At 72.1% G+C, this 13,149-nt stretch carries 13 protein-coding genes; 5 read left to right on the forward strand and 8 right to left on the reverse strand.

Translation table 11 applies throughout. From position 1 onward, the window contains the following. Positions 1 to 50: 50 nt before the first annotated feature. From AB0946_RS29155 to AB0946_RS29170, 4 genes are all read right to left on the reverse strand, one after another. Positions 51 to 965: a hypothetical protein gene (locus tag AB0946_RS29155; protein ID WP_366763645.1), complete on the reverse strand. Its 915-nt coding sequence runs from the start codon at positions 963 to 965 to the stop codon at positions 51 to 53. A gap of 13 nt (positions 966 to 978) precedes the next feature. Then, positions 979 to 1,275: a DUF4193 domain-containing protein gene (locus AB0946_RS29160; RefSeq protein ID WP_171152140.1), complete on the reverse strand. Its 297-nt coding sequence runs from the start codon at positions 1,273 to 1,275 to the stop codon at positions 979 to 981. A 393-nt stretch (positions 1,276 to 1,668) separates the two neighbouring features. Continuing rightward, complete coding sequence (locus AB0946_RS29165) at positions 1,669 to 2,925, reverse strand: HAMP domain-containing sensor histidine kinase (RefSeq protein ID WP_225808367.1); 1,257 nt, start codon at positions 2,923 to 2,925, stop codon at positions 1,669 to 1,671. A 5-nt stretch (positions 2,926 to 2,930) separates the two neighbouring features. Further along, on the reverse strand, positions 2,931 to 3,584 hold the full coding sequence (locus AB0946_RS29170; protein WP_093832080.1) for a response regulator transcription factor: 654 nt from the start codon (positions 3,582 to 3,584) through the stop codon (positions 2,931 to 2,933). 413 nt (positions 3,585 to 3,997) lie between these two features. On the opposite strand from AB0946_RS29170, the gene AB0946_RS29175 reads away from it, so the two are divergent. Continuing rightward, complete coding sequence (locus AB0946_RS29175; protein WP_171152145.1) at positions 3,998 to 4,171, forward strand: hypothetical protein; 174 nt, start codon at positions 3,998 to 4,000, stop codon at positions 4,169 to 4,171. Positions 4,172 to 4,244: 73 nt separating this feature from the next. Here the strand turns inward: AB0946_RS29175 and AB0946_RS29180 are convergent, their stop codons facing one another. Further along, on the reverse strand, positions 4,245 to 5,060 hold the full coding sequence (locus AB0946_RS29180; protein ID WP_366763646.1) for an inositol monophosphatase family protein: 816 nt from the start codon (positions 5,058 to 5,060) through the stop codon (positions 4,245 to 4,247). Between the two features lie 8 nt (positions 5,061 to 5,068). Continuing rightward, complete coding sequence (locus tag AB0946_RS29185) at positions 5,069 to 6,196, reverse strand: ferrochelatase (protein ID WP_366763647.1); 1,128 nt, start codon at positions 6,194 to 6,196, stop codon at positions 5,069 to 5,071. A gap of 171 nt (positions 6,197 to 6,367) precedes the next feature. Here AB0946_RS29185 and AB0946_RS29190 point away from each other — a divergent pair, with 171 nt between their 5' ends. Further along, entirely contained in the window at positions 6,368 to 7,606 is a 1,239-nt protein-coding gene (locus AB0946_RS29190) for an MFS transporter (protein WP_366763648.1), read from the forward strand. After that, the gene (locus AB0946_RS29195; RefSeq protein WP_366763649.1) at positions 7,566 to 8,885 is read left to right on the forward strand and encodes a D-arabinono-1,4-lactone oxidase; all 1,320 of its coding nucleotides are present in this window, start codon (positions 7,566 to 7,568) and stop codon (positions 8,883 to 8,885) included. Before AB0946_RS29190 ends, AB0946_RS29195 begins: the two co-directional genes overlap by 41 nt. On the opposite strand, the gene AB0946_RS29200 is transcribed toward AB0946_RS29195, so the two are convergent. Continuing rightward, positions 8,809 to 9,588 carry a hypothetical protein gene (locus tag AB0946_RS29200; RefSeq protein ID WP_366763650.1) on the reverse strand — a complete coding sequence of 260 codons (780 nt, stop codon included), beginning with the start codon at positions 9,586 to 9,588 and terminating at the stop codon, positions 8,809 to 8,811. The two genes, AB0946_RS29195 and AB0946_RS29200, sit on opposite strands and share 77 nt — an antisense overlap. Before the next feature lie 500 nt (positions 9,589 to 10,088). Between AB0946_RS29200 and sepH the strand changes: the two genes are divergently transcribed. Beyond that, positions 10,089 to 11,129 (forward strand): septation protein SepH, encoded by a 1,041-nt coding sequence (gene sepH / locus AB0946_RS29205; protein WP_366763651.1) that lies wholly within the window; start codon positions 10,089 to 10,091, stop codon positions 11,127 to 11,129. 59 nt (positions 11,130 to 11,188) lie between these two features. On the opposite strand, the gene AB0946_RS29210 is transcribed toward sepH, so the two are convergent. Continuing rightward, a complete protein-coding gene (locus tag AB0946_RS29210; RefSeq protein WP_366763652.1) occupies positions 11,189 to 12,037 on the reverse strand; it encodes a sulfurtransferase in 849 nt (282 codons plus the stop codon). Between the two features lie 318 nt (positions 12,038 to 12,355). On the opposite strand from AB0946_RS29210, the gene AB0946_RS29215 reads away from it, so the two are divergent. Beyond that, positions 12,356 to 13,147, forward strand: a complete 792-nt coding sequence (locus tag AB0946_RS29215; RefSeq protein ID WP_366763653.1) for a VOC family protein — start codon at positions 12,356 to 12,358, stop codon at positions 13,145 to 13,147. The last annotated feature ends 2 nt before the right edge of the window (positions 13,148 to 13,149 follow it).

Raw genomic sequence — 13,149 nt, forward strand, 5'->3', positions numbered from 1 at the left:
CCGGATCGTCGGACCGGGCCGGCCCGGGAGCGGGGTGGCGGCGACAGACCCTAGGGGCCGTCGGGCAGCCCGCGCAGTCTCAGCGGTTCCGCCGGCTTCTCCAGCGGCGGCAGTTCCGGCAGCTCGTCCCAGGGAACCTGGATCTTGCGCAGGTCGGCCCGGATGCGGGCCGCCAGTCTCCTGGTGTCCCGGCGGTTCATGACCGCTCCGACCGCGGCCCCGACCATGAACGGCATCAGGTTGGGCAGGTCGCGGACCATCCGTTTCATGATCTGCTGGCGCATGCGGCGCTTCATGTGGCCGCCCATGGCCGTGTCGTACGTCGACGGCTTCAGCACGTCGATCCCGCGCTCCCCCGACCAGGAGGACAGATACGCGGCGGAGCGGGTCTTGAGGTTCCCGGGCGGGCGTACGCCGTAGACCTCGTGGAGTTCGGCGATGAGCTTCAGTTCGATCGCGGCGACCCCGGTGATCTCCGCGGCAAGTTCGGTCGGCATGGCCGGCGGCACCGGCAGCATGGCCGCCGCCCCGATCCCGGCTCCGACCGTCGAGGTGCCGGCCGCCGCGCCCGCCACGAGTTTGTCGGCCAGCTCCTCGGGTCCGAGGCCGGGGAACTGCCCGCGCAGGGTCGCGAGGTCACGTACGAGGATGCGCGGGGCGATCTCGATGATCCGGTCCGCGAGGTACGCCAGACCCGCGCGAGCCCGGCTGCCGCCCTTACGGGCGCCTTCCCGGGCCAGATCCCGGGCCTTGTCGCGGACGACCTCCGCCCGCCGCCGGGCGACGGGTGAGGGGTGCTGCGCCGGCGCGGGCGAGTCCTCCCGGCCGGCTTCCGGTTCGAGCGGGGCTCCCGCCAGGGGTGAGCCCCGCTCTCCGTCACGCGCGCCGTGCGGGCCGCCGATCGGCCCTTGGTCCGCTTTCCGCAGGGAGAAGCGGCGCTTCCGGGGAGGGGTCGAGCCAGACACGGCCGACCCGTCCTCAGTCGCAGTCGCGGCAGATCGGCTGGCCGTTCTTCTCCCTGGCCAGCTGGCTGCGGTGGTGCACCAGGAAGCAGCTGGAGCAGGTGAACTCGTCCTGCTGCTTCGGCAGCACCCGGACGGCCAGCTCCTCGTTCGAGAGGTCGGCGCCGGGCAGTTCGAGGCCTTCGGCGGCCTCGAACTCGTCGACGTCCACCGCCGAGGTGGACTTGTCGTTCCGCCGGGCCTTCAGCTCTTCAAGGCTGTCCGAGTCGACGTCGTCGTCGGTCTTGCGTGGAGTGTCGTAATCGGTTGCCATAGTCGCTCTCCCCCTCTGGGTGTCTGCGGTGTCTCCAGCGCACGTAACGCGTGAGAGGCCGGACTTGTGCCCGACCTGAGGCGGAGATTTTGCCTCACATCAAGGTCTGTTACTCAATCGACACCCAACCCGACCCCTCAAGAGTGATCGGCTTGGATGGCGGTGAGGACCGTACACGGTTCGAATGCCGCACCTCAAAGGCGCCTCACCGTGTACTTCCCGTGATCAAGAGCCCTGAAAACCCGGACTTTCCCGGCTTTCCACCTTCTGTCATGATCACTGTGCGTACATGGCCGGAAATCCGCCCATGTGATCGATCACACAGGAAGAACCATGTACAGCGGTCGGAAAATTCCGCGTGCAGCGAACATCCTCCGCGTGTGTCGTGCCTGATCACAGGGGCAAGGTGACGCGCATCACCAGACCACCGCCCTCCCGTGGCCGGGCCAGGATGTGACCGCCGTGCGCGCGGGCCACGGACCGGGCGATGGACAGGCCCAGACCCACCCCCTTGTCACTGCCCGTCCGCTCGGTGCGCAACCGCCGGAAGGGCTCGAAAAGGTTGTCGATCTCGTACGCCGGCACGACCGGCCCGGTGTTCGTGACGGTCAGCACGGCCTGCCCGTGCTCGATCTCGGTGTCCACCTCGACCCAGCCGTCCTCCGGCACGTTGTACCGCACGGCGTTCTGGACGAGGTTCAGCGCGATCCGTTCCAGCAGCACGCCGTTGCCCTGGACCACGGCGGGCTTGCGCTCACCGCGGATCTTCACGCCCTTGGCATCGGCCTCGGCGTGCACCTGGTCGACGGCCTGCGTGGCGACCTCGGCCAGGTCGACCGGTTTGCGCTCGACGATCTGGTTGTCACTGCGGGCGAGCAGCAGCAGCCCCTCGACGAGCTGTTCGCTGCGCTCGTTGGTGGCGAGCAGGGTCTTGCCGAGCTGCTGGAGTTCCACCGGCGCGTTCGGGTCCGACAGGTGCACTTCGAGGAGCGTGCGGTTGATCGCGAGCGGGGTGCGCAGTTCGTGCGAGGCGTTGCCGACGAAGCGCTGCTGGGCGGTGAAGGCCCGCTCCAGCCGCTCCAGCATGTCGTCGAAGGTGTCGGCCAGCTCCTTCAGCTCGTCGTCCGGGCCGTCCAGCTCGATCCGGCGGGAGAGGTCCGAGCCGGCGACCTGGCGGGCGGTGCGGGTGATCCGGCCGAGCGGGGAGAGCACACGGCCCGCCATCGCGTAGCCGAACGCGAAGGCGATCACGGCGAGGCCCAGGAGCGCCAGCAGGGAGCGGCTGAGCAGGTTGTCCAGGGCCGCCTGGCGCTGCTGGTCCACGCAGTGGGCGATGGCCTCGTTGAAGTCCGACAGCGGCACCGGGCCGGAGTTGATCGCGGTGACCGCGGGGCAGTTGTCGCTGGTGACCTTGATCGCCGACCCGCTGACGATCTTGAACAGCGGCTGGTTGCCGGTGCTGATCGCCTGTGCGGCCAGCAGATAGATGATCGACAGCAGCAGGATGCCGGCGATCAGGAACATGCCGCCGTAGAGCAGCGTGAGCCGTATGCGGATGGTGGGGCGCAGCCACGGGAAGGGCGGCTGCGGCCTTCTGGGGTCCCAGGTGGGCTTCGGGGGTGCCTGGGGCGGTGCGGGTGTCGTGGCCACGGGGATCAGATCCGGTAGCCGGAGCCGGGGACGGTGACGATGACGGGCGGCTCGCCCAGCTTGCGGCGCAGGGTCATCACCGTCACGCGCACCACGTTGGTGAACGGGTCGGTGTTCTCGTCCCAGGCCTTCTCCAGCAGCTGCTCCGCCGAGACGACCGCGCCCTCGCTGCGCATCAGCACCTCCAGCACCGCGAACTCCTTGGGCGCGAGCTGGACCTCCTTGCCGTCGCGGAAGACCTCCCGGCGGTTGGGGTCGAGCTTGATGCCGGCGCGCTCCAGGACCGGCGGCAGCGGCACGCTGGTCCGGCGGCCGAGGGCACGGACGCGCGCGATCAGCTCGCTGAACGCGAACGGCTTGGGCAGATAGTCGTCGGCGCCGATCTCCAGGCCCTCGACGCGGTCGCTGACGTCGCCGGAGGCGGTGAGCATCAGCACGCGCGTGGCCATGCCCAGCTCGACGATCCTGCGGCAGACGTCGTCGCCGTGGACGAGCGGGAGGTCACGGTCGAGGACGACCACGTCGTAGTCGTTGACGCCGATGCGCTCCAGGGCGGCCGCACCGTCGTACACGACGTCGACGGCCATGGCCTCCCGGCGCAGTCCGGTGGCCACCGCATCGGCGAGCAGCTGCTCGTCCTCGACGACGAGTACGCGCACGTCGCTTGTCCTTCCTGTGTCCACCCGCGAGGACGCGCCGCGGGCGCGTGCGGGCAGGGGTGTCCGTGGATGTGAGCCCCATCCTGCCCTTTTCGGCCATAAGTCGGCTGTAAGGCGGGGTCCGGGCCGCGTGAACGGACGTCCGGGGGCGGGAATACGAGAATTTCTCCCGCGGTTGAGGTTTCTCCGGAGGGGAGCGGGGGGAGGACGGCTTTACACCCCGCGATCACGCTCTGCATGTGCCGCAGCACCATGCGGTACTTCGGCCTCCGCTTCGCAGAGCGGGCGCGGGTGTCCGGCACCGTCGCCGCCCAGCCCGGGCAGCGCTGGGCACCCGCGAGAGACGTGATCGCCCCTTCTGAACGGCACACCCCCGTGCCACCGACCCACGACCCTGGACGAGGGGGCGCAGCATGGACGCTTTCACCGCAGGACTTCTGCAGCGCATAAGGGCGACCGAGTCCGACCTGTCTCGGGCTCGTGACGAGGGCGACGACTTCCTCGCCGAGGTGGAGCAGGCAGAGCTCGAAGACCTGCGACGCCTCGCCGCCGAACACGGTGTGGAGGTCGGCGCGTCACGCGTCTGAACGGCCCGGCAGGGCAAGCGGGGACCCCGGCGAATCCAGCGCCGGGGTCCTTTCGCTTGTCCGCCGGCCCGGGTCAGTCGTGCCAGGCGCCGAAGTCCTCCAGCAGCCGCTGGAGGGGCTCGAAGACGCCGGGTGACCCGGCCACGGTCAGATCCCGCGACGGCCGCTCACCGGGCCGTCCACCGGTCAGCGCACCGGCCTCCCGGGCGATCAGGTCCCCTGCCGCGAAGTCCCACGCGTTGAGCCCCCGCTCGTAGTACCCGTCGAGCCGGCCGCAGGCCACGTCGCACAGGTCGATCGCCGCCGAGCCGCCGCGCCGGATGTCCCGCAGGACGGGGATCAGCCGGGCGGCGATCCCGGCCTGGTGGGCACGGACCTCGGTGACGTAGTTGAAGCCGGTGGAGACCAGGGCCTGGTCCAGCGGCGGCGCGGGCCGGCAGGCGAGCGCCCGCTCACCCTGCCACGCGCCCGTGGCCCACGCGCCGCCGCCGCGCACCGCCTGGTACGTCTCGCCGCGCATCGGAGCGGCGACCACCCCGACGACGGTCTCGCCGTCCTGCTCGGCGGCGATGGACACCGCCCAGGTCGGCAGGCCGTACAGGTAGTTGACGGTGCCGTCCAGCGGGTCGATCACCCAGCGGACACCGCTCGTGCCCTCGACGGAGGCTCCCTCCTCGCCGAGGAAGCCGTCGTCGGGGCGCTGCCCGGAGATCAGATCGGTGATCAGCTTCTCCGCCGCGATGTCCATCTCGGTGACGACGTCGATGGGGCTGGACTTGGTCTTCGCCACGGCCAGGTCGGCGGGGCGGCCGTCGCGCAGCAGCGCGCCGGCGCGGCGGGCGGCCTCCTGGGCCAGTTCGAGCAGGTCCCGGTGCAGGGCGTCGGTCACGGGTCTCCTCACGCGTAGGGGCTGTCGGCGCCCGCGGCGGCGGGGCGCGGGGCGCGGGCCGGGCAGCAGCCGACCGGGCAGACGTGGTGGCTGGGGCCGAGCGCGCCCAGGGCGCAGGGCGCGGTGTCCTGGCCGCGTTCCACGGCGGCGCGCTCCACGATCAGCTCGCGGACGGCCGCGGCGAACCGCGGGTCGGCGCCCACGGTGGCCGAACGGCGCACCGGCAGGCCCAGCTCCCCGGCCTTGGCCGTCGCCTCGGTGTCGAGGTCGTAGAGGACCTCCATGTGGTCGGAGACGAAGCCGATGGGGGCCATGACGACGGCCGGGACACCGGCGGCGTGCCGCTCCTCCAGGTGGTCGCAGATGTCCGGCTCCAGCCAGGGGATGTGCGGGGCGCCGGAGCGGGACTGGTAGACGAGCCGCCAGGGGTGGTCGATCCCGGTGCGCTCGCGGACGGCGTCGGCGATCAGCCGGGCCACGTCCAGGTGCTGCTCCACGTAGGCGCCGCCCTCGCCGTGGGCCTCGACGGGGCCGGAGGTGTCGGCGGCGGAGGTCGGGATGGAGTGGGTGGTGAAGGCGATGTGGGCACCCGCGCGGACGTCCTCGGGGAGGTCGGCGAGGGAGCGCAGCACGCCGTCGATCATGGGCTCGACGAAACCGGGGTGGTTGAAGTAGTGCCGCAGCTTGTCGATCCTCGGCGGCTCCAGGCCCTCGGCCTCCAGGGCGGCCAGCGCGTCGGCGAGGTTCTCCCGGTACTGGCGGCAGCCCGAGTAGGAGGCGTAGGCGCTGGTGGCGAGGACCAGAACGCGGCGGCGGCCGTCGGCGACCATCTCGCGCAGGGTGTCCGTCAGGTACGGCGCCCAGTTGCGGTTGCCCCAGTAGACCGGCAGGTCAAGGCCGTGGCCGGCGAAGTCCTTGCGCAGGGCGTCCAGCAGCGCGCGGTTCTGGGCGTTGATGGGGCTGACCCCGCCGAACAGGAAGTAGTGCTGCCCGACCTCCTTGAGGCGTTCCTTGGGGATACCGCGCCCGCGCGTGACGTTCTCCAGGAACGGGACCACGTCGTCCGGGCCTTCGGGACCACCGAAGGAGAGCAGGAGCAGGGCGTCGTACGGGGTGGGATCGAGCGCGTCTGGCATGCGTCGATCCTCCCACCCGGCACCGACAGCGGGGAAACAGCGGGGGGAGAGTCGGCTTCCGGTCACTTCGGGACGGTTTTTCCGGTTGTCATATCAGGTGTTCTCGGATTGCCCCGACTCGTAAGCTGTATGAGCCGCATTCGCGCCTTACCGAGCCGCTTCGGAGACCACGTGCCCAGCCCCTACAGAGCCCTGTTCGCCGAGCCCGGCACCAAGGCCTTCTCCGCCGCGGGATTCATCGGGCGGATGCCGTTGTCGATGATGGGCATCGGCGTCGTCACGATGGTCTCCCAGCTCACCGGGCGCTACGGCCTCGCGGGCGCCCTGTCCGCCACCATCGCGCTGTCCGCCGCGGCGATCGGCCCGCGGATCTCCCGGCTCGTGGACCGGCACGGGCAGCGCCGGGTGCTGCGCCCCGCGACCCTGGCAGCCCTGCTCGCGGCGGCCGGGCTGCTGCTCGCCGCCCACTACCGGTGGCCGGACTGGGTGCTGTTCGTCTGCGCGGCCGGGATCGGCTCGGTGCCGAGCCTGGGCGCGATGATCCGGGCCCGCTGGGCCGCGCTGTACCGGGGCACCCCGAAGCTGCACACCGCCTACTCGTTCGAGTCGGTCGTCGACGAGGTGTGCTTCATCTTCGGGCCGATCATCTCCATCGGCCTGTCCACGGCCTGGTTCCCGGAGGCGGGCCCGCTGCTCGCCGCCTGCTTCCTGCTGGCCGGCGTCCTGTGGCTGACCTCCCAGCGCGCCACCGAGCCGGAACCGCATCCGCGCGAGCGGCGGGGCGGCGGCAGCGCCCTGCGCGCGCCGGGGCTCCAGGTGCTGGTGGCGACCTTCGCGGCGACCGGTTCGATCTTCGGAGCCGTGGACGTGGTCACCGTCGCCTTCGCCGACGACCGCGGCCACAAGGGCGCCGCGAGCCTGGTTCTGGCGCTGTACGCGGCCGGTTCCTGCGTCGCGGGCGTGGTCTTCGGACTGCTGCGCCTCAGCGGTGCGCCCGAGCGACGCTGGTTGCTGGGCGTGGCGGCGATGGCCGTGAGTATGATCCCCCTCCTACTGGTCGGAAACCTGCCGCTTCTGGCCGTGGCGCTGTTCGTTGCGGGGCTGTCCATCGCACCGACGATGATCACGACGATGTCCCTCATCGAAGAGCACGTACCGCGCGCGCAGCTCACCGAGGGCATGACCTGGGTGAGCACCGGCCTCGCCGTCGGCATCGCGGCCGGCTCCTCCGTGGCCGGCTGGGTGATCGACGCGGCCGGGGCACGGGCCGGGTACGGGGTTCCGGCCGTTTCCGGGGCCGTCGCGGTCGCGGTCGGTTTCCTCGGGTACCGCCGGCTGCGCAGGCCGGCCGCGGGTCGGGGAGGCACCGTTGAGCAGCACAGCGAGCGGGAAGAACGGCACCTGGCGTAACTGGGGCGGCAATGTCTCCGCCCGGCCCGCCCGGCAGGTCACGCCGGCGTCCGTGGAGGAGCTGGCCGGTGCGGTGCGCCAGGCCCGGGAGGACGGCCTGAGGGTGAAGGCGGTCGGCACCGGGCACTCCTTCACCTCGATCGCCGCCACGGACGGTGTGTTGATACGCCCTCAACTGTTGACCGGTATACGCACCATCGACCGGGCGTCCATGACGGTCACGGTCGAGGCGGGCACCCCGCTCAAGAGACTCAACGCCGCCCTCGCGCGCGAGGGCCTCTCGCTCACCAACATGGGCGACATCATGGAGCAGACCGTGTCGGGTGCCACCAGCACGGGCACCCACGGCACCGGCCGCACGTCGGGCTCCATCGCCGCCCAGATCACGGCACTGGAACTGGTCACGGCCGACGGCTCGGTGCTCACCTGTTCCGAGAAGGAGAACCCGGAGGTCTTCGCGGCGGCCCGGATCGGGCTCGGCGCCCTGGGCGTCGTCACCGCGGTCACCTTCGCCGTGGAGCCGCTCTTCCTGCTCACCGCGCGCGAGGAACCCATGTCCTTCGAGCGGGTCCTCGCCGAGTTCGACCAGCTGTGGGCCGAGAACGAACACTTCGAGTTCTACTGGTTCCCGCACACCGGCAACACCAACACCAAGCGGAACAACCGCAGCGCCGGCCCCGAGCAGCCGGTGGGCCGGCTCGCGGGCTGGTTCGAGGACGAGTTCCTCTCGAACGGCGTCTTCCAGGTGGCCCAGTGGGTCGGCCGCGCGGTCCCGGCGACCGTTCCGGCGATCGCGCAGGTCTCCAGCAGGGCCCTGTCCGCGCGGACGTACACGGACATCCCGTACAGGGTCTACACCTCACCGCGCCGGGTGCGCTTCGTGGAGATGGAGTACGCCGTCCCGCGCGCGGCCCTGGTGGAGGCGCTGCGCGAACTGAAGGCCATGGTGGACCGCTCCGGGCTGCGCGTCAGCTTCCCGGTCGAGGTGCGCACCGCCCCGGCCGACGACATCACCCTGTCCACCGCCTCCGGCCGGGACAGCGCCTACATCGCCGTCCACATGTTCCGGGGCACGCCGTACCAGGCGTACTTCACGGCCGCCGAGCGGATCCTCACCGCGCACGAGGGGCGTCCGCACTGGGGCAAGGTGCACACGCGGGACGCGGAGTACTTCTCCCGGGTGTACCCGCGCTTCGGCGAGTTCACGGCGCTGCGGGACCGTCTGGACCCGGACCGGCTGTTCCAGAACGACTATCTGCGGAGGGTTCTGGGGGCGTAGGCATCGTGGCGGACGGGCCGGGGGCACTGGGCGTGGGGACCGGGGTCGCCGGGTCGCCGCCCGGTTCCCCGCTCCGCCCGGAGTCCGGCTGCCCGGTCGGCCGGCCGCCGGATGAGTCGCCGGGCGCGGGGGACGCGCCCGGGCCCGTGCCGTCGCCGGCGGACGGTGTGCGCTCCGGGGAGGGGGTGCGCGAAGGGGCCGGCGTCCGGTCGGACGTGGCGCCGGAGGAGCCCCGGCCGGTGACGGCGTCACTGACCGTCGTGCCCGTACCGCCGCTGAAACTGTTCCCGGAGACCAGCTCGTACGCCGTGATGCCGGCCAGCGTGACCCCGAAGACCAGGGCGGCGGCGACCAGCGGCCGGCGGCGGCCCCCGGCCCGTGCGCGGTAGACGGTGCCCTCGGTGAACTCGCCCGGCGGCGGAACCGTCTCCCGCCTCCGGGCCCGCGCCCCCCGTTCCTCCGGCGGCCGGGCCGCCACCACGGTCTTCTCCCGCAGCTGCTCCCCGGTCCGCTTGAAGAAGTGCTGGAAGACCGATCCGCCGCAGGTGGCGACGACGCTGACGACGCCGGCGCCGAGGATCGTGCCGTACACCCCGAAGTACGAAGCGAGTTTGGCCGCCACCACCGCCGCGAGAGCGCTGCCCGCGACCTGGGGGACGTTCAGGTCGATCCGCTTCCGACCTGTATCGGGCGTCTCACGCATACCCGGAACTTGCCTGCCTTTCCCGCACCTCATGGAGCACTTGCCGCAGTTGCCGACATTGGCCGGCCGACCGCACGAGAAAGGGACGTACGGACGAAACCATTAGTTCCGTTTCTGGCGATTGCGTGAAGTTCGCCACGTTCATGATCCACAAAACCGGTTGCGGACGGCCAAGTCGCACCCCTTGCCAGAAGTTGGGCGGCGCGCCAATCCACGCACGTGGTCCGAATGGAGTACTGTTGCGAGCCCTGGGTCCGGTCTCCCACCAGGGTGTCCGCGGCCTTGCAGGATCGCCGGGAGGGGGCTAGTTGCTCAGGGTGACGGAGTTGGTCACTTAGCGTTGCGAACAGGTAACCGTGCCATAACGGCGGTCCAGGGCCCGTGCCCGACACGCCGGGCAACTCGGCAAGGTTGTGGCAGGCTGCACCCGGGCAGGCCACACTCGACTAGCGGAAGCAGCGACGCACGTGACGTCGGCAGGCACCACCCGGGAGGTCCCCATGCCCGAACTGCGTGTCGTGGCCGTCTCGAATGACGGCACACGGCTGGTGCTGAAGGCTGCCGACTCTACGGAGTACACGCTTCCGATCGACGAACGGCTGCGCGCCGCCGTCCGGGGCGACCGGCCCCGCCTCGGCCAGATCGAGATCGAGGTCGAGAGCCATCTGCGCCCGCGCGACATCCAGGCGCGGATACGAGCCGGTGCCACGGCGGAAGAGGTCGCGCAGCTCGCCGGCATCCCCGTCGACCGGGTACGGCGCTTCGAGGGGCCGGTGCTGGCCGAGCGCGCCTTCATGGCCGAGCGGGCCCGCAAGACCCCGGTCCGCCGCCCCGGCGAGAACTCCGGCCCGCTGCTCGGCGAGGCCGTGCAGGAGCGGCTGTTGCTGCGCGGCGCCGAGAAGGACACCGTGCAGTGGGACTCCTGGCGCCGCGACGACGGCACCTGGGAGGTGCTCCTCGTCTACCGGGTCGCGGGTGAACCGCACTCGGCGAGCTGGACGTACGACCCGCCCCGGCGGCTCGTCCAGGCCGTCGACGACGAGGCGCGCTCGCTGATCGGCGAGTCCGACGACCTCGCCGTGCCGGAGCCGAGCTTCCCGTTCGTCCCGAGGATCGCCCGGCTGCCGCGCGAGCGCACCATGGACCGCGCTCTCGAACGGAGCGACCGGGAGCGGCCCGGCCTGCCCGCCCAGTCGTCGGAGCCGGCCGAGGAGAGCACGGGCGAACGCGACTCGCTGACCAGCCTGCTGGAGGCCGTGCCGAGCTTCCGGGGGGACCTGGTCGTCCCGGAACGCCCGTCGGAGCCCTCGGAGGACACCGAGGAGGAGCCCGCCACCGAGGAGCCGCCTGCACCCGCCGCGTCCGCCGGCTCCGCCTACGCGGACGTCCTGATGCCGCGCTCCGTCGGCAGCCACCGCGACCGGCTCATCGGCGCGACCGACCGCCAGGCCGAGGCCGACGGCGTCCGCCCCGGCCGCCGCGCCGCCGTTCCGAGCTGGGACGAGATCGTGTTCGGCACGCGCCGCAAGAAGCAGGAGTAGGACGGTTCCACCGACGTAAGAGGGGGCACGCGCGCGTGCCCCCTCCAACGGGTGTGCGGTTACTGCGGGTCCGCGCCCACCGCCACCGGCCGGGACGGGTCCGCGGACCACTCGGACCAGGAACCGACGTACAGGGCCGCCGGAATGCCCGCCACCGCCAGCGCGAGGACCTGATGGGCGGCGGAGACACCCGAACCGCAGTACACGCCCACCTCGGTGTCCTCGGACACCCCCAGCGCCTTGAAGCGGTCCCTCAGCTCCGCCGCGGGCAGGAAACGGCCGTCCGGGCCCACGTTCTCCGCCGTCGGCGCCGACACCGCGCCCGGGATGTGCCCGCCGACCCGGTCGATCGGCTCCACCTCACCGCGGTACCGCTCCCCCGCGCGCGCGTCCAGCAGCACACCCGTGCGGGCGAGGGCCGCGGCGCCGTCCGCGTCCAGCAGCCCCGGCGCACCCGGCGCCGGCTCGAAGTCGCCCTCGGCCGGGGCCGGCACCGCGGTGGACAGCTCGCCCTCCCAGGACGGCAACCCTCCGTCGAGCACCCGCACGTCCGGGTGACCCGTCCAGCGCAGCAGCCACCACGCGCGCGCGGCGGCCCAGCCCTGTCCGCCGTCGTACACCACGACCGGCCGGCCCGCCGACACGCCCGCGCGACGCATCGCGGCACCGAACTCCGCCAGATCGGGCAGCGGGTGCCGGCCGCGCGCGCCGGGCGCGGCGGCCAGCTCGCGGTCCAGGTCGACGAAGACCGCGCCGGGCAGGTGACCGGCCGCGTACTCGGCCCGCCCGTCGAAGGGCGGCGCGCCCGCCTTCGCCGTGCTCAGCTGCCAGCGCACGTCCAGCAGCACCGGCGGGTCGCCGGCGGTCAGCTCGTGTGCGAGTTCGGATGCGGTGATGATGGCTGTCATGGCGTCCATCCTTACGCCAGGGGTGGCCGCGGCGTCCAGGTCCCGCTACTCTGCTCGGCCGGACAGGCTCGATCACAGCACGTAGGTGAACGAGCACGTGCTGTACTGCCGACGGACACCCGCCGGCCATCGTCAGGAAACGGCGAAAGACGGCAGACCGGGCATCCTCCCGGACGTACGGCCGAGCGGCGCGGTACGGCCCCACGGCACCCCGGAGGATGCGGGCACCGGCACGGGCGTACGCGCCACCAGCGCGGACACCCTTCCGGGGAGCGGAAGCGACACGGCCACCACGAGGGGCCGGGGAGAGAGTGATCGATGACCGAGGCACGGGAGCCGGCCGGTCCGCACGCACGGCGCGTGCCCGGCACACCCTGCTGGGTGAGCCTGATGGTGCACGCCCTGGACGCCACCGAGGAGTTCTACGGTGAGCTGTTCGGCTGGGAGTTCCTGCCGGGCCCGCAGCAGCTCGGGCCGTATGTGCGGGCGCTGCTGGACGGGCGCGAGGTCGCCGGCATGGGCCAGTTGCCGCCGGACCGCCGGCTGCCGGTCGCCTGGACGCCGTACTTCGCCTCGGACGACGTGGACCGCACCGCGGACACCGTACGGCTGTGCGGCGGCACACTGGCCGTCGGGCCGCTGGACGCGGCCGAGGCCGGACGGATGGCCATCGCCTCCGACCCCTCCGGGGCGGTGTTCGGGATCTGGCAGAACTCCGCGCACCTCGGCACGCCGGTCACCGGCGTCCCCGGCACGCCCGTCTGGAACGAACTGGTCACCCTGGAGACGGAGAGCGTCGCCAAGTTCTACCGGAGCGTGTTCGGCTACGAGGAGGAGCCGGTGGTCTCCGCCGACTTCGACTATCTGACCCTGCGCCTCGACGGCCGGCCGGTGGCGGGGCTGCACGGCGTGGGCCACGCGCTGCCCCGGGACCGGGGGCCGTACTGGCAGACGTACTTCGAGGTCGCCGACCTCGCCGAGACGCTGCGGCAGGTCACCGGTCTGGGCGGCCGGATCCTCAAGCCGGCCCACGACGGCCCGCACGGGCGGCTGGCGACGGTGGCGGACCCGGAGGGCGCCGAGTTCTCGGTGGTCCAGGAGCAGCGCTGAGC

The sequence above is a fragment of the Streptomyces sp. NPDC046870 genome, from assembly GCF_040704595.1.
GTDB classification, from domain to species: domain Bacteria; phylum Actinomycetota; class Actinomycetes; order Streptomycetales; family Streptomycetaceae; genus Streptomyces; species Streptomyces argyrophylli.